At 73.1% G+C, this 14,981-nt stretch carries 16 protein-coding genes; 5 read left to right on the top strand and 11 right to left on the bottom strand.

The annotated features are described in order from the left end of the window. Nucleotides 1-381 (top strand): amidohydrolase family protein (locus AB0P03_RS31875; protein ID WP_363632100.1); only part of this gene is annotated, 381 nt, incomplete at its 5' end. Nucleotides 382-479: 98 nt separating this feature from the next. Here AB0P03_RS31875 and AB0P03_RS31870 read toward each other — a convergent pair. Further along, nucleotides 480-1,469: a hypothetical protein gene (locus AB0P03_RS31870; protein WP_363586584.1), complete on the bottom strand. Its 990-nt coding sequence runs from the start codon at nucleotides 1,467-1,469 to the stop codon at nucleotides 480-482. Nucleotides 1,470-1,611: 142 nt separating this feature from the next. After that, nucleotides 1,612-3,402 carry a diguanylate cyclase gene (locus AB0P03_RS31865; RefSeq protein WP_363632098.1) on the bottom strand — a complete coding sequence of 597 codons (1,791 nt, stop codon included), beginning with the start codon at nucleotides 3,400-3,402 and terminating at the stop codon, nucleotides 1,612-1,614. Nucleotides 3,403-3,775: 373 nt separating this feature from the next. Here AB0P03_RS31865 and AB0P03_RS31860 point away from each other — a divergent pair, with 373 nt between their 5' ends. After that, nucleotides 3,776-4,303 (top strand): flavin reductase family protein, encoded by a 528-nt coding sequence (locus tag AB0P03_RS31860; protein WP_350885220.1) that lies wholly within the window; start codon nucleotides 3,776-3,778, stop codon nucleotides 4,301-4,303. Between the two features lie 10 nt (nucleotides 4,304-4,313). Here AB0P03_RS31860 and arfB read toward each other — a convergent pair whose 3' ends face one another. After that, on the bottom strand, nucleotides 4,314-4,748 hold the full coding sequence (gene arfB, locus AB0P03_RS31855; protein ID WP_363586583.1) for an alternative ribosome rescue aminoacyl-tRNA hydrolase ArfB: 435 nt from the start codon (nucleotides 4,746-4,748) through the stop codon (nucleotides 4,314-4,316). A gap of 101 nt (nucleotides 4,749-4,849) precedes the next feature. Here arfB and AB0P03_RS31850 point away from each other — a divergent pair, with 101 nt between their 5' ends. Continuing rightward, on the top strand, nucleotides 4,850-5,338 hold the full coding sequence (locus AB0P03_RS31850; protein ID WP_363376723.1) for a hypothetical protein: 489 nt from the start codon (nucleotides 4,850-4,852) through the stop codon (nucleotides 5,336-5,338). Between the two features lie 124 nt (nucleotides 5,339-5,462). Further along, nucleotides 5,463-6,038 carry a TerD family protein gene (locus AB0P03_RS31845; RefSeq protein ID WP_350885215.1) on the top strand — a complete coding sequence of 192 codons (576 nt, stop codon included), beginning with the start codon at nucleotides 5,463-5,465 and terminating at the stop codon, nucleotides 6,036-6,038. Between the two features lie 168 nt (nucleotides 6,039-6,206). Here AB0P03_RS31845 and AB0P03_RS31840 read toward each other — a convergent pair whose 3' ends face one another. The 7 genes from AB0P03_RS31840 to AB0P03_RS31810 form a co-directional block, all read right to left on the bottom strand. After that, entirely contained in the window at nucleotides 6,207-7,424 is a 1,218-nt protein-coding gene (locus AB0P03_RS31840) for a hypothetical protein (protein WP_363632096.1), read from the bottom strand. Nucleotides 7,425-7,546: 122 nt separating this feature from the next. Further along, nucleotides 7,547-8,035 carry a DUF3180 domain-containing protein gene (locus AB0P03_RS31835; RefSeq protein ID WP_363586581.1) on the bottom strand — a complete coding sequence of 163 codons (489 nt, stop codon included), beginning with the start codon at nucleotides 8,033-8,035 and terminating at the stop codon, nucleotides 7,547-7,549. Between the two features lie 188 nt (nucleotides 8,036-8,223). Continuing rightward, nucleotides 8,224-8,823 carry a 2-amino-4-hydroxy-6-hydroxymethyldihydropteridine diphosphokinase gene (gene folK / locus AB0P03_RS31830; protein ID WP_363586580.1) on the bottom strand — a complete coding sequence of 200 codons (600 nt, stop codon included), beginning with the start codon at nucleotides 8,821-8,823 and terminating at the stop codon, nucleotides 8,224-8,226. A gap of 40 nt (nucleotides 8,824-8,863) precedes the next feature. Further along, on the bottom strand, nucleotides 8,864-9,223 hold the full coding sequence (gene folB, locus AB0P03_RS31825) for a dihydroneopterin aldolase (protein ID WP_063351209.1): 360 nt from the start codon (nucleotides 9,221-9,223) through the stop codon (nucleotides 8,864-8,866). Between the two features lie 247 nt (nucleotides 9,224-9,470). Then, nucleotides 9,471-9,968, bottom strand: coding sequence for a nuclear transport factor 2 family protein (locus tag AB0P03_RS31820; protein WP_063348246.1), 498 nt, complete (start codon nucleotides 9,966-9,968; stop codon nucleotides 9,471-9,473). After that, nucleotides 9,965-10,852 carry a dihydropteroate synthase gene (folP, locus tag AB0P03_RS31815; protein ID WP_350885208.1) on the bottom strand — a complete coding sequence of 296 codons (888 nt, stop codon included), beginning with the start codon at nucleotides 10,850-10,852 and terminating at the stop codon, nucleotides 9,965-9,967. The genes AB0P03_RS31820 and folP overlap by 4 nt, the downstream gene beginning before the upstream one ends. A gap of 68 nt (nucleotides 10,853-10,920) precedes the next feature. Then, nucleotides 10,921-12,759 (bottom strand): phosphatidylglycerol lysyltransferase domain-containing protein, encoded by a 1,839-nt coding sequence (locus AB0P03_RS31810; RefSeq protein WP_363632094.1) that lies wholly within the window; start codon nucleotides 12,757-12,759, stop codon nucleotides 10,921-10,923. Nucleotides 12,760-13,135: 376 nt separating this feature from the next. Here AB0P03_RS31810 and AB0P03_RS31805 point away from each other — a divergent pair, with 376 nt between their 5' ends. Further along, complete coding sequence (locus AB0P03_RS31805; protein WP_363632092.1) at nucleotides 13,136-14,290, top strand: alpha/beta hydrolase-fold protein; 1,155 nt, start codon at nucleotides 13,136-13,138, stop codon at nucleotides 14,288-14,290. 63 nt (nucleotides 14,291-14,353) lie between these two features. Here AB0P03_RS31805 and folE read toward each other — a convergent pair whose 3' ends face one another. After that, entirely contained in the window at nucleotides 14,354-14,959 is a 606-nt protein-coding gene (folE, locus tag AB0P03_RS31800) for a GTP cyclohydrolase I FolE (protein WP_063348250.1), read from the bottom strand. Nucleotides 14,960-14,981: the final 22 nt, after the last annotated feature.

Genomic DNA, 14,981 nt, shown 5'->3' with positions numbered 1-14,981 from the left:
GTCGCCCTGATCACCGACGCGATGGGCGCGGCCGGCATGGGCGACGGCCTCTACCCGCTCGGCCCGCTCCAGGTCGAGGTCAAGGACGGCGTCGCCCGGCTGGTCGAGGGCGGCGCCATCGCCGGCTCCACGCTCACCCTGGACGTCGCGTTCAAGCGCTCGCTCACCGTCAACGGCCTGACGCTGAACCAGACCGTCGAGTCGCTGTCCGCCACCCCGGCCCGCCTGCTGGGCCTCGCCGACTCGATCGGCTCGCTGGAGGCCGGCAAGCAGGCCGACCTGGTCGTGCTCGACTCCGAGGGCTACGACCTGGTCGCCGTCATGCGCCGCGGCCGCTGGGTCCTCGGCGGCGAGCGCTTCGACGTGGTGAAGCCCGCCTGACGGCCCGCCGGAACGCCGACGGCCGCCCTTCCCCCACGGGGACGGGCGGCCGTCTCGCGTTCCGGCTCAGCCGGTCAGCCGGTCAGCCGCTCTGCCGATCAACCGGTCGCATTCGGTTCGAGGGTGATCTGGTCGATCAGGATCGAACCGGAGGGCACGGTGAAGGTGATGGTGTTCGCCCCGGCCTGGAGCTGCGGGAGTATCCAGGTGTTGAACCAGGAGGACGCCGGGTCCTTGCCGGACGCGTAGTTCTTGAAGAGCAGCCCGCTCGGCCAGTCCTTGCCGTTCACCGAGGCGGCGCCCTTCAGGTCCCCGCCGGTGTTGTTGTAGTGCACGTTCAGCTTGTAGGTGCCGGCCGCGGCGACCTCGCCGCTCCAGGTCACCGAGCCGCCCGGCTGGAGCGTCAGGTAGCTGCCGTCGGCGGACTTGGCGCCCTTGACGCCGTTGCCGGACGGCGCGTTCTGGGCCTGGAGCTGGCCCGCGTCCACGGTCAACGGGCCGGCCGGGGCGGTGGTGCTCGCCGAGGCCGAGGCGGTCGGGGACGAACTGCCGGTCGCCGGGGTGCTGGGAGGAGCCGCGGCGGTGGTCTGGGCGCCGCCCTTGGCGGTCTTGTCGCCGTCCGGGTCGCCCGTGGAGAGCGCGATCCCCGCGCCGATCGCTATGGCCGCGACCACCGCGACCGCGCCGATCACCGCGCCCTTGCTCCGGCCGCTGCTCGACCGGTCCTCCCCCGGCTGCGGCCGGGAGTGCTCGGCGTAACGGGTCTGCTGGGTGGGCGCGGTGCCGTACTCGGGCTGCTGTTGCTGCGGCGGGTACGGCTGCTGGCCGCCGGGGTAGCCCTGCTGCGGCCCCGCCTGCTGGCCGTACTGGGGCTGCTGCGGCCGCGGCTGGTAGGGCTGCTGCCCGTACTGGGCCCGGCCGACCTCCATCGGACGGCTGTACGGCGTCCGGGGCACGCCCTGCTGTGGCTCGGCCGGCTGCCCGGAGGCACCCTCCGCCGGGCGGTAGAGGTAGCCGAACGGGTCGTCGTCCTGCGGGGCACCGCCCTCGGGCGCTCCGTTGTTGCCGGCGGTCGTCACGGTGGTCAACTCCCCCATCCGGTTCGCGCCGCCGGGATGCGGGGCCGCCGGCGCAGATCATGGACGCTGTCGTACCCGGGAACCCTACCTGTCCTTTGTGACAGCCGGAAAAGAGCCCTTGACAACCCGTGGGTAACCAGGACCGGCGGGTTCAGCCCGCCCGTCGGTGCGAACGCTCGCCCCGCGCGCCGCGCACCGCGCCGCCCCGGGCCCGCTTCTCGTCGTACATCCGCTCGTCCGCGGTGTGCAGCACCTCCTCGATGCTCATCCCGCAGCCCGCCCAGCCGACCCCGAGGCTCACCCCCACCCGCATCGCCCGGCCGTCGATCCGCATCGGCGGGATGATGGCGCCCCGCAGCCGGTGGGCCAGGTCCTTGGCCTCCTCGCGGCCGATCCCGTCGGCCAGCACGACGAACTCGTCGCCGCCGAGCCGGGCCACCGTGTCGCCGTCCCGGACGGCCTGGCTCAGCCGCCGGGCGACCTCGACCAGCACCGCGTCGCCCGCGTTGTGGCCGAACCGGTCGTTGATCGACTTGAAGCCGTCCAGGTCGCAGAAGAGCACCGCGAGCCCCTTGTCCAGCGACGCCGCGACGCCGGAGCGGAACGGTGCGGACCACGCCTCGCCGCCCGGGCCCTGGTCGGCCGGGACCACCGCGTGCACGTGCTCCCCGTAGCCCGGGGCGAGGCCGTACGGCGGGCCGCCCTCGGGCATCCCGTAGCCGTGCACCGGCCCGCCGTACGGGTCCGCGCCCTCCAACCGGTCGTACGCGGCGTGCGCGCTGTAGGAGTCGGCCGGGTAGCCGTACGGCGCCGGGTAGGCCGGCTCGCCCGGCCCGGCGGGGGCCCCGACGGTCTGCGGCTCGGCACAGAGCCGGCGGCCCAGCCGGGCCTTCAGTTCGGCGCCGTTCGGCAGGCCGGTGAGCGCGTCGTGGCTGGCCCGGTGGGCGAGCTGGAACTCGTGCCGCTTGCGGTCCTCGATGTCCTCGACGTGGGTGAGCAGGAAGCTCGGGCCCTCGGCCGCGTCCGCCACGATCGAGTTGCGCAGGCACACCCACTGGTAGCCGCCGTCCCGCCGGGACAACCGCAGTTCCGCCCGGCCGCTCTCGGCGCTGGTGCGCTCCAGCAGCGCCCGGTCCTCCGGGTGCACGAGGTCGGCGAAGCTCTGCTGGCGCAGCACCGCGCGGGGTCGGCCGAGCAGGCGACAGAGCGCGTCGTTGACCCTGGTCAGCTGGCCGCGCCCGGCGCCGTGCAGTTCGGTGATGGCCATCCCGCTGGGCGCGTACTCGAAGGCCTGGCGGAAGCTCTCCTCGCTGGCCCGCAGGGCCTGCTGCTCCTTCTCCAGGCGGGCCAGCGCGCGCTGCATCTCGGCCCGCAGCCGGGCGTTGCCGATCGCGATGGAGGCCTGCAGCGAGAACATCTCCAGCGCCTCGCGGGTCCACGCCCCGGGCCGCTTGCCGCTGCGCGGGCGGTCCACCGAGAGGACGCCGAGCAGGTCGCCGCCGGCGCTGTACATCGGGGCGAGCAGCCCGTCGGCGGGGTGCCAGTCGTTGGCGTAGACGGGCAGCGGGCCGTCCCCGATCCAGCGCGGGATGTCGCTGGCGACGGCCCAGCCGCGGTCGTACGGCAGGAAGCGCAGGGTGCCCCAGTGGTCGCTGACGCCGAGCAGTCGGTCCCAGGACTCCCGGGAGCCGACCTGACCGAGCAGGACGGAGGGGCCGCCCATGGTGCTCTCCTCCAGCTCCCAGACGGCCGCCACCACGAGGTCCCCGTCCGGGCGGACCAGGCTGACCGCGGCGGCGTCGAAGCCGAGCCCGTGCACCGCACCCTCGACGACGGCCTGCAGCGTGCCCGCCAGGCTGCGGGCAGCGTTGAGGTCCGCCACGACCCGGTGCAAGGTGCGGAGGGTCGCGAGACGGACGTACGGCTCCGACTCGGCTTCCATGCGGGGGCTCCCCGGCTGCTTCGGATAGTTCTTGATTGGTTATCGTCCGATTGCCAGAAGAACTGAATCACAGGGAGCACAGCGTTCGGCACGCTCGGTCAGCAATAGGCCATCACTTGTGACTTAAATCACACGACACTAATGCACCCTTAATCAGCTCATCCGCCCCATAGCGGGACATAAAGCGCTATCGGAATATTTCCCTTGGTCGACCGCATCGGCCTCGCGCTGAAGCCCGCTGCCGCCCGGCAGGCCCCTTGCTTCACTCCTGAGGGTGAGTCCCGAACCCGGCCGCAACCCCGCCCCGTGCGCCGCTGGTCCTACGACCTCGGCCCGATGCCGATTCCGGCGGACGCCGACTACCGTGCGGTACGTGTACTCGTCCCCGCAGCCCGAAGCTGCCTCCCACGCCACGCCCGACGAGTTCCGGGCGGCACTCTCCCAGCTCGCCTCCGGCGTGAGCCTGGTGACCGTCCACGATCCGGAGGACGGCGAGGACGTCGGCATGACCGCCACGTCCTTCCTGTCCGTGTCGCTGGAGCCGCCGCTGGTCCTGATCTCGGTCCGCGAGGACTCCCGGATGGACGAGGTGCTCTCCCGCACCGACACCTGGGCGGTCTCGCTGCTCACCGAGGGGCAGAAGGCGCTCGGCTCCCGCTTCGCCATGAAGGGCCGGCTCAGCGACCGGCTGCTGTTCGCGGACACCCCGCACCACCGCGGCCCCCGCTCCGGCGCCCCGCTGATCGACGGCGCGCTCGCCACCGTCGAGTGCCGCACCGAACAGCGGATACCGGCGGGCGACCACACCCTGCTGCTCGGCCGCGTCCTGGAGGCCGCGGTACCCAGCCCGGCCGGCCGGCCGCTGCTCTACTTCCGCGGCGGCTACCGCGCCCTCGGCTGAGCCGCCCCGGCTACTCGCCGCCCCGCGGCGACTGCCGCCCCTGCTTCAGCTCGGAGCGGCGCCGCTTGTTGGACAACCGGCGCTCGACCATCCCCCGGCTCGGCCTGGTCGCCCGGCGGGACTTCGGCGGCGGCGCGCACGCCTCGGTCAGCACCGCCGACAGCCGGGCCGCGGCCGCCTCCCGGTTGCGCCACTGCGAGCGGAACTCCGAGGCCTGGATCACCAGCACCCGGCCGTCCACCAGCCGCCCGGCCAGCCGCTCCAGCGCGCGCTCGCGCCACACCTCGGGCAGCGCCTTGGACGCCGCCAGGTCGTAGCGCAGCTCGGCCTTGCTGTCGGAGGTGTTGACGTGCTGGCCACCGGGGCCGGAGGAACGCGAGAAGCGCCAGACGAGCTCGGTGTCGGGGACGACCACCGACCCCCGTACGCGGATGGGCTCGGGCATGCGTCCATCATCCCGCGCCCGCACCGCCCGGTCACCCGGTTATCCGCGACGGCCGGCGGCCCGGTTCCGCTCCACCGCCCGCAGCCCGGACAATGGCGTACGTGATCGAGCTCGGCTACTCCCTCTCCAACCGCTTCCCCGACCCCCCGCAGACGGACTACCGCTCCGCCCCGGTGCGGTCCCTGCGGTACGACCTGTTCTGCGGCGACGTCTACCTGGACGCCGAGGGCGCCGAGCTGTCCACCGGCTGGGGGTGGGTGCCGGTGCTCGACTTCGCCTGGGCGCTGTGCGACATCGCCGAGGAGCTGGACCGCGACCCGGACGGCGGCCGGGCCGCCCGGGTGCAGACCGCGGACCTCGACTTCACCCAGAACACCGAGCTGCTGCGGTTCGCCCGCCGCTTCAACTGGGTCGAGATCACCGCGACCTGGCTGCCGGACGAGCCGCCCGCCGTGGTCCGCCACGGCGAGCTGCGGCGCGAGGCCCGGGACTTCCTCCAGGACACCCTCGCCGACCTCTTCGATATGCACCCCGAGCTGGCCGACAATCCGAACATCTGGTCGCTGCAGGGCCGGTTCCCCCGGATCTGACCAGGGCATTGTCAGGCCTTTGCCAGTGGATTGGCGTCCACGAAGAATTCACGGACTTCGCGGAACCAACCCACCGGGGTATTGCGTTGTCCCGGAAAAAGCGAACGAAGGGACTGCAATCGCCATGCCAGTGAGCCTTTCCAAGGGTGGCAACGTCTCGCTGACCAAGGAGGCCCCGGGCCTGTCCGCGGTCAGTGTCGGCCTGGGCTGGGACGTCCGGACCACGACCGGCACCGAGTTCGACCTCGACGCCAGCGCGATCGTCCTGAACGCGGACGGCAAGGTGCTCTCCAACGGGCACTTCGTCTTCTTCAACAACACCAGCAGCCCGGACAACACCGTCGTGCACACCGGCGACAACCGCACCGGTGAGGGCGCCGGCGACGACGAGTCGATCAACGTCAACCTGGCCGGCCTGCCGGCCGAGGCCGTCAAGATCACCTTCCCCGTCACCATCTACGACGGGGTCGCCCGCGGCCAGAGCTTCGGCCAGGTCCGCAACGCGTACATCCGCGTGGTGAACGCCGCCGGCGGCGCCGAGATCGCCCGCTACGACCTCTCCGAGGACGCCGCCACCGAGACCGCCATGATCTTCGGCGAGCTCTACCGCAACGGCGGCGAGTGGAAGTTCCGCGCCGTCGGCCAGGGCTACGCCTCCGGCCTGGCGGGCATCGCCCAGGACTTCGGCGTCCAGCTCTGACGCCCCGCCGGGCCCCTCCCGGCCCGGCACACCGCCGGAACGAGAGCGGCGCGGGACATCGGTCACACCGACGTCCCGCGCCGCTTTCGCGCACCCGGCCCGGGCTCAGGCCCTAGGGGCTCTCTTTCGGATCACGTCGCGCGCCCGGCGTGATCCGAAAGAGGGCCCTTAGCGCGAGGCACGCAGCTCCGGCAGCTGGATCAGCTCGGTCTCGTCCTCCGGGGTCAGGTCCACCACCGCGGGCGCACCCGGCGCCGGCTCGGCCGCCGGCTGCGACGCCTGCGAGCCGGCCACGGCCTCCTGCACCTCACGAGCCTCCTGGGCCTCCTGCGCCTCGGCCTTCGCCTGCGCGGCCACCGCCTCGTCGCCCACCACGTCGGCCAGGTCCGTGCGCTCGCCCAGTTCGGCGACGCTGCCCACCGCCGGCGCCGGGGCCGCCGCCCGCACGGCCGCGCCCGCACCCCGGCCGAAGAAGCTGAAGCCCGGCCCGCGCACCGCCCCGGACTGCGCCGACCGCGGCCGCTGCCGCTCCACCGGCGCGGGCGCCGCGACCGGAGCGGACGGCGTCCCGCCGAGCTGCCCGACCGTGGCGGTCAGCGCCGGGCGCACCGGCGCGGGCCGCACCGGCGCCGGGGCCTGGTCCTGTGCCTGGTCCTGGTCCTGTGCCTGTGCCTGTGCCTGTGCCTGTGCCACCGGAGCCTGCTCCGGAGTGGGCACCGCGGGGGCCACCGGCGCCGGCACCGAGGGCGCCACCGCAGCGGGCGCGGGCGCCGGGGCCGCAGCGGCCGGCGCCGTACGCGCCCGCAGCGCGACCTCCGAGCCCGCCGTCCGCTCCCGCCGCGCCTCCTGCTCCGCCGCCCGCCGCTCCAGCAGCCGCAGCACGGACGCGGCACGGACGAACGCGGCCGGGCTGGCCGGATACTTGGGGCGGCTCGCGGCGAGCGCCCGCTGGGCCGCCTCGGCCTCCTTGAGCGCCTGTTCGGCCACCGCCACGGCCCGCTCCCGCAGCAGCCGGGCGATCTCGGTCTCGGCCTTCGCCAGCCGTGACTTCTCCGCCGTCAGCCGCCGCCCGAACCGGGTGGCCCGCTCCTCGGCGACCTCCGCCGCGTACTCGGCCTCCGCCAGCTGCTCCTCGAAGCGCTCCTCGGCCCGCAGCCGCTGCGCCGCAGCCATCTCGGCGGCCGCCCGGGCCGCCTTGTCCCGCTGCCGCAGCAGCAGCGCGAAGCCGAGCGTCGCGACCACCGCCGCGACACCCACCGAACGCACCAGGACGGCGTCCTGACTGAAGAGCAGAGCGGCCAGCGCGGCGACGAGCAGCACGCCGGCGGCGGTGGGGGGGAAGATCCGGCCGAGGACGGAGGAATGACGGTGGCGTCCGCGAGACATGCCAAGAAACTAGCGTGCGAATTGGGGCCGTGTCAGCCCAGGGTCCTCTTCCGCCCTTGACAGTGCGCAAGTTTTACCGCACGTGCCCGGCGTTTCACTCAAGATCACGAAAAAAGACCTGTTCAGCGGGGCGAGGGCGCCGGGCCGCCCGGATCGTCGTGGTTCTCCGGCAGCTTGCACACGTGCTGCAACCAGAGCGCCGCCGCGATCACCGCGGCCCCCGCCAGCACCGCGAGCCCGGCCGTGACGGCCTGGTCCTTGCGCGCCGACACGTCCAGCTCGCCCAGCAGGAAGATCCCCGCGCCCGCGTAGACGCCGGTGACCACCGCCGAGACCAGCGCGCTGGCCTGCCCCAGCACCACCGCCCGGGCCGCCAGCAGCGGGTCGACGCCCTTCGCGCCGGGCTGCCGCTCGCGCACCGCCTTCAGCCGGGACCGCAGCGAGAGGGCGGTCGCCAACAGGACCACCGCCACCGCCGCCAGCACCACCGGCGCCGCGACCGGCACGGCCGGCAGCGTGTCCAGGGAGGCCCAGAGCTTGGCACCGGCCCAGGACAGCGCCGTGGTAGCAGCGGTGATGCCGACCAGCAGGCGTAGGCGAAGCAGCTTCACTCGGAGGAGGTCCTTCCCGGGGTTACCAGAGCCGGCCGCCGCCCGGTGGCCCGGCACGGCGGCGCCAGGCCACCGTACCGGGCCCGACCGGGCGGACACCCGCGCGAACGGCGGACACCTACTCGTACGGCCGGGCCCCCCGGTCGAGTTCCCCGGCCGCCCTCACCGGGCCGCCGGGCCGGGGCCGGTCACTCCGGCAGCGTCAGCCGGATGTCGTCCCGCCGCCGGACGCCCTGCGCGCCCGGGCCGCCGAGCGCGTCCAGCAGTTCGCCGACCTGCCCGTGCCCGGGCACCTCGGCCTCCGGCTGGGCGTCCAGCCAGGGGGCGAGCACGAAGGCCCGCTCGTGCGAGCGCGGGTGCGGCAGCAGCAGCTGCGGGTCGTCGCTGAGCACGCCCTCGTAGGCCAGGATGTCGACGTCCAGGGTCCGCGGACCCCAGTGCACCGTCCGGACCCGCCCGAAGGCGTCCTCGATCGCGTTGCCACGCTCCAGCAGGTCGCGCGGCGGCAGCGAGGTGCGCAGCACGACGACCGCGTTGTAGTAGTTGGGCTGCTCGTCCGGGCCGCCGACGGCCTCGGTCTCGTAGACCGCGGAGACGGCCTTGATCTTGAGCCCGGGGGTGTCGGCGAGCGCGTCGACGGCGCCCTGGAGGGTGTCCAGGCGGTTGCCCAGGTTGCTGCCGAGTGCGATCACCGCGCAGCGCTGGCTGTGCAGTGTGGTGTCGGCGGAGTCCACCCGGCTCTCCAGGTCGAACGTGGTCGGCGAGGCGGTCGGGTCGCTGGTGCTCATCGAGATCCCTCTGCAACTGGAACGGGGCGCACGGCGGCGGTCATGCGCGGCCCCGGTGAATGGTCACGGTCACGTCGTCGAACGGCACGGTGATCGGGGCGTCGGGCTTGTGCACGGTCACCTCGACCTCCTCGACCGCTTCGTGCTTCAGGCACTGGTCGGCGATGCGCTGGGCCAGGGTCTCGATCAGGTCGACCGGCTCCCCCGCGATGATCGCGGTGACCTCCTCGGCCACGAGGCCGTAGTGCGCCGTGCGGGTGAGGTCGTCGCCGGACGCGGCGGGGCGGGTGTCCAGGTACAGCACGAGGTCGACCACGAAGGTCTGGCCCTCGATGCGCTCGCGCTCGAAGACGCCGTGGTTGCCCCGGGCACGCAGCCCCCGCAGGGTGACGCGGTCCAGCAAACGAATCACTGCTCCCAGTCGGACGGGCCCCACCCGGAGAATGGCATGGACGAGCGGGGCGAAGGCGGGCAGCACACCCGCCACTCCGTTTCGAATCTACCCGCGGGCGCTGACAACGTCTGACCGTCCTACCCGGCACGAACCGTCGCCACGCGCACCGGAATGGCGATTGACGTGAACGTTCGGTGACCACTCGGGAATTCCCGGGCGACCTCCCGGCCGCGTTTTCCGAAGGCCGCCCGAATCAGTCCTCGTCCTCGTCGTCGCCGCTGGTCAGAACGGGTGAACCGTGGTGCGACCAGAGCTTCCACCCGCCCGGGGTACGGCGGAACAGATTCGTCGACACGACCTTTCCACCGACCAGCGGACCGAGTTCCCCCTCCTCCTCCGCCTCGCCGCCGGAGAGGATGTTCTCGGTGCACGTGACAAGGGCCACATCTCCGTGGACCTCGGCCTCGACATCCGTCAGGAAGAACTGGATGTACTCCGTGTTCATCATGATCAGCATGTACGAGCGGGTCACCTGCGCCCGCCCGCGCAGCACCGGCCAGCCGGGGTGCACGCACACCACGCCGCCCTTGTCGTCCGCGTCCGCGGCCCCCAGCCAGGCGTCCTCGACCGCCTCCAGGTCCCCCTCCTCCAGGGCCTGGTAGAGCGCCTGGTTCGCCGCGAGCACCGCCTCCAGGTCCGCCTCGCGGGCCTGGCCGGCCGTTCCGCCGCTCAGCCTGCCGTCACCTGTCACAGACCCTCCCTCACCCCTTGCCGGGCCGCGTGCTGCCAGGCCGCGACCACCCGGACGGCGTCCGCCGTGCCGGACACGTCGTGCACCCGCACCGCCCAGGCGCCGGCCTGGGCCGACAGCACCGACACCGCGGCGGTCGCGTCGTCGCGCTCCCGGGCCGGGCGCAGCGCCCCGGTTTGCGGGTCGGCCAGCAGCGTACCCAGGAACCGCTTGCGCGATGCGGCGACGAGGACGGGACGGCCGAGCGCGGTGAGCGCGTCCAGCCGGCCGAGCAGCGCCCAGTTGTGCTCGGGGGTCTTGGCGAAGCCGAGGCCCGGGTCGAGGATCAGCTGGTCCTCCTTGACCCCGGCCGCCAGCAGCGCGTCCACCCGGACGGCCAGCTCGGCGACGACGTCCGTCACCACGTCCCGGTAGACCGCCAGCCGCTCCATGTCCGCGGACTGGCCGCGCCAGTGCATCACCACGAACGGCGCGCCGGTGTCGGCGACCACCCGGGCCATCGCCGGGTCGGCGAGCCCGCCGGAGACGTCGTTGACGAGCGCGGCACCGGCCGCCACGGCCTGCTCGGCGACGGAGGCCCGCATGGTGTCGACCGACACCACGACCCCGGCGGCGACGAGCTCGCGCACCACCGGCAGCACCCGGCGCAGCTCCTCCTCCTCGGGCACCCGCTGCGAGCCGGGCCGGGTGGACTCGCCCCCGACGTCCACCAGGTCCGCGCCGCGGGCGCGCAGGGCGAGCCCGTGCGCGATCGCCTTGGCGGGGTCGTGCCAGAGGCCGCCGTCCGAGAAGGAGTCGGGCGTGACGTTGACCACACCCATCACGGCGCAGCGGTCGAGCCGCGGCAGTCCGGCCGGCAGCGAGAAGGACGGCGAGTTGCTCATGCGCCCATTATCGAACGGGGCCCCCGTCGAGGATTCTCGGCGGGGGCCCCGTTGGTCGCGGCGGTGCCTCAGGCGGCCTCGGTGACGTCGCGGGCGCCCGGGGTGGGCATCAGGCCCTCCCGCTGGCGCCGGCGGCCGAAGCGCGGCATGCCGAGGGTGATGAAGGCCTCGGCCTGCATCGCGGCGAAGCCGATCCGCGGCAGGTCCCGGGTGTTCGGGAAGACCAGGAAGCGCGGTTCCCACTCGGGCTGGAACTTGGCGTTGAACTTGTACAGCGACTCGATCTGGAACCAGCGCGAGAGGAACACCAGCAGTCCGCGCCAGGCCCGCAGCACCGGGCCGGCGCCGATCCGCTCGCCGCGGGCCAGCGCCGAGCGGAACATCGCGAAGTTGAGCGACACCCGGCGCACGCCCATCGCGGGCACGGCCTGGAGGGCGGCGACGATCAGCAGCTCGTTCAGGCCCGGGTCGGCCGCGCGGTCGCGGCGCATCAGCTCCAGCGAGATGCCGTCCGGCCCCCAGGGCACGAAGTGCAGCACGGCCTTCAGGTCGTCGCCGCCCTCCCCCTCCTCCGGGGCCTTGTGGGCGGTGACCACCACGCAGTCGTCGTCCAGCGGGTCGCCGAAGCGCCCGAGGGCCATCGAGAAGCCGCGCTCGGTGTCGGTGCCGCGCCAGCGGGCGGCGGCGTCGGCGATCCGGTGCTTCTCCTCCAGGGTGAGGTCGCTGACCCGGCGCACCTGGCAGGAGTAGCCGTTGCGCTCGATCCGCTTGACCATCTGGCGGACGTTGCGCATGGCCCGGCCGGCGAGCGAGAAGGTGGCGGTGTCGACGATCGCCTCGTCGCCCAGCTCCAGCGCGTCGAGGTCCGCCTCGCGGGTCCAGACCTCGCCGCCGACCTCGCTGCAGCCCATCACGGCCGGCACCCAGGCGTGCTCGCGGGCCTCGGCCATGAACACCTTGATCGCGCCCGGCCAGGCCTCGACGTCGCCGACCGGGTCGCCGGAGGCCAGCATCACGCCGGAGACCACCCGGTAGGAGATCGCGGCCTTGCCGGTGGGCGAGAACAGCACGCTCTTGTCGCGGCGCAGCGCGAAGTAGCCGAGCGAGTCGCGCTCGCCGTGCCGGGTGAGCAGCTCGCGGACCTTCTCCTCGTCCTCCGGGGTCAGCTCCGGCTTGGGCTTGCCGGGGCGCAGCGCCAGGTAGGCGGTGGTGAAGGCGGTCAGCAGGCCCAGCCCGCCGAGCAGGTAGGCGACCAGGTCGGACATCCGGACGTTGTTGTATCGGATCGGCCCCTCGAAGCCGAACAGCCCGTACACGACGTGCTGGAGGCGCTCGGGCAGGGCCGGGTAGCCGATCTCGTACTTGGTCCGGGTGCTCACGATCAGCAGGCCGAGCAGCACGCTGACGGCGCCCATCACGATCAGGTTGACCAGCGCCCGCCAGCGGGTGCGCGGGTCGGCCTTGGCGTAGAACTCGCGCTGGTGCACCAGCATCACCACGAAGACCGCCAGCGAGACCACCGCCGGGCCGACCTGGTGCCAGCGCACGATGTGCAGCGCGGCGCCGACCGGCAGCAGCACGCACACCGCCCGCCAGGCCCGCCGCTTGCGCCGGCGCAGCGCGTGCGCGAGCAGCACCAGCAGCAGGCCGACCATCATCGTCCCGACCGCGGCCAGCGAGGTGGTGCCGCCGGGCAGCTGCCCGGTGAAGGTGTGCATCTTGGAGTGCCGGAGCTTGGGGAACACCGCGCTGGCGATGTCGACCAGGCCGATCAGCAGACAGGCGTACCCGACCGCGCCGGGCAGCCAGGCCCTCGGAACAGCCGCCGCCTGGGTGCGAAGCGTCTGCAGGCCGCGTCGACGACGCGGCTGCTCGGGGCTCGGCTCAACGGACACGGGAACGCTCATGGAAGCTCAGCGTAGAGGCTGCGGGACGCCGTCCGGTCACTCCGGGGGAGCACGTGTGATGGACCTTCAATGCCTTTTCCTTCATCAGGCAATGCGCATACCAAGGACCCGGAAACGGTCGGTAAACCGGTGCCGTGGGCGCGCTGCGGTGGAGCCGGGGACGGAGCCGAGGGCCTGCCGCCGCGTGGCGCGGCAGGGTCCTCCGGTACGCCGTACGTACGGTGGACGCCGCATTCTAGGGCGCCGGTTGCCTGCGGCTCCCCCCGCCCTCCCAGCTCGCCCGGGCATCCGGACAGCCTAGCCGCGGTGGCCGGAGCTGACGGACCGCCAGACGATGAGGCGTGCACCGACAGTGTCCCACCGGAAGGCCGACGGCATGGAACTGACCAGCGAAGCGCTGGTGAACTCGCTGCTCGCACTCGGCGCTGCGGCTCTCGTCACCACCCTGTGGCTCTGGCCGCGACTGGCGCGCCAGCGCCCGCTGCCCGTCCTGGGCCGGATCGGCCTGCTGACCGTCACTCAAGTCGCGGTCGTGGCCGTGCTGGCGCTGGCGGTGAACAACTCCTTCGGGTTCTACACCTCGTGGGACGACCTGCTCAGCCCCGGCAGCGCCAAGCTCGCGCTGACCAGCAACGAGAACCACAAGGGCGACGCCCCGGCCTCGGACACGCAGCTCCAGCCGACCGACGAGGGCGGTCTGGAGACCGTCGCCGACCTGCCCAAGGGCCCGCCCGAGGAGGTCGGCAAGGTCGAATCGGTCCGGGTCACCGGCAAGGAGACCGGACTGTCCGACCAGCTGTTCGTCTACCTGCCGCCCGAGTACTTCGACCCGAAGTTCGCCCTGGTCCGCTTCCCCGTCCTGGTCGCCATCTCCGGCTTCCCCGGCACCTCGCTCAACCTGATCAAGGAGCTGCCGCTCCTGCGCACCGCGGCCGAGCTGCGGAAGTCCGGCAAGATGCCGCCGACCGTCGTGGTCATGGCCCGCCCGACCGTCGCCCCGCCGCGCGACACCGAGTGCGTGGACGTCCCCGGCGGCCCGCGCGCCGAGACCTGGTTCACCAAGGACCTGCCGGACGCGCTCCGGACCAGCTACCGGACCGGCCGCTCGGCCGCCTCCTGGTCCGTCTTCGGCTACTCGACCGGGGGCAGCTGCGCGCTGCGGCTGGCGATGCGCTTCCCGAACGTCTACGGCATCGGGGTGGGCCTGCACGGCGAGTACAAGGTCAAGGCGGACCAGTTCACCGGCGGTGACCTGTTCGCCGGCGACGCCGCCCTGGCCCAGCAGAGCGACCTCGACTGGCGGCTGACGAACCTCCCGGCCCCAGCCCTCTCGCTGCTGGTGGTCTCCTCCCGCAAGGAGGGCGACTTCGCGCAGACCCTCCAGTTCGTCGACCACGCCCAGCAGGTCGCCGCGGCCAACCCGCAGTTCAAGGTCGACTCGCTCTACCTGGACGACGGCGGCCACAACTTCGACAGCTGGACCCGTGAGCTGCCGTCCTCGCTGGAGTGGATCGGCGAGCGGCTCGGCTGACGCGGGCAGGTGACGCAGCCGGGTGACGGCCGGCCGGTCCGAGGGGACCGGCCGGCCGTTCCGCTATCGGCCGATGATGAGGCTCATCGCCTCGGCCCGGGTGGCCGGGTCGCGCAGCTGGCCGCGGACGCACGAGGTGATGGTCTTGGCGCCGGGCTTGCGGATGCCGCGCATCGACATGCACATGTGCTCGCACTCGACCACGACGATCGCCCCGCGCGGCTCCAGGATCCGCATCAGCGCGTCGGCCACCTGGCTGGTCAGCCGCTCCTGCACCTGGGGGCGGCGGGCGTAGACGTCGACCAACCGGGCCAGCTTGGACAGGCCGGTGATCTTGCCGCTGGCGGACGGGATGTACCCGACGTGCGCCACACCGCGGAACGGCACCAGGTGGTGCTCGCAGACGGACGTCAGCTCGATGTCCTTCACGAGCACCATCTCGTCGTGCCCGAGGTCGAAGGTGGTGGTGAGGACGTCCTCGGGCTCCTGCCAGAGGCCCGCGAATATCTCCTTGTAGGCGCGCGCGACCCGGGCCGGGGTCTCCAGCAGCCCCTCGCGGTCCGGGTCCTCACCCACGGCGAGCAACAGCTCGCGGATGGCGTTCTCGGCCCGCTTCTGGTCGAAGGTCCCGACGGTGGGTGGACCGTCGAGCGTCACCGGGTCGATCATGCGGGCCTCGCTTACTTGGGAC

The sequence above is a fragment of the Kitasatospora sp. NPDC088779 genome (assembly GCF_040685395.1).
Lineage (GTDB): Bacteria > Actinomycetota > Actinomycetes > Streptomycetales > Streptomycetaceae > Kitasatospora.
This window is presented reverse-complemented; position numbering and strand designations above follow the sequence as displayed.

Coding starts and splice junctions, on each gene's coding strand:
- arfB (WP_363586583.1), bottom strand. CDS start 4,748: ATGCCCGAGCCCATCCGCGTACGGGGGTCGGTGGTCGTCCCCGACACC.
- AB0P03_RS31840 (WP_363632096.1), bottom strand. CDS start 7,424: ATGTCTCGCGGACGCCACCGTCATTCCTCCGTCCTCGGCCGGATCTTC.
- AB0P03_RS31810 (WP_363632094.1), bottom strand. CDS start 12,759: ATGAGCGTTCCCGTGTCCGTTGAGCCGAGCCCCGAGCAGCCGCGTCGT.
- folK (WP_363586580.1), bottom strand. CDS start 8,823: ATGAGCACCAGCGACCCGACCGCCTCGCCGACCACGTTCGACCTGGAG.
- folE (WP_063348250.1), bottom strand. CDS start 14,959: ATGATCGACCCGGTGACGCTCGACGGTCCACCCACCGTCGGGACCTTC.
- AB0P03_RS31865 (WP_363632098.1), bottom strand. CDS start 3,402: ATGGAAGCCGAGTCGGAGCCGTACGTCCGTCTCGCGACCCTCCGCACC.
- AB0P03_RS31845 (WP_350885215.1), top strand. CDS start 5,463: ATGCCAGTGAGCCTTTCCAAGGGTGGCAACGTCTCGCTGACCAAGGAG.
- AB0P03_RS31805 (WP_363632092.1), top strand. CDS start 13,136: ATGGAACTGACCAGCGAAGCGCTGGTGAACTCGCTGCTCGCACTCGGC.
- folP (WP_350885208.1), bottom strand. CDS start 10,852: ATGAGCAACTCGCCGTCCTTCTCGCTGCCGGCCGGACTGCCGCGGCTC.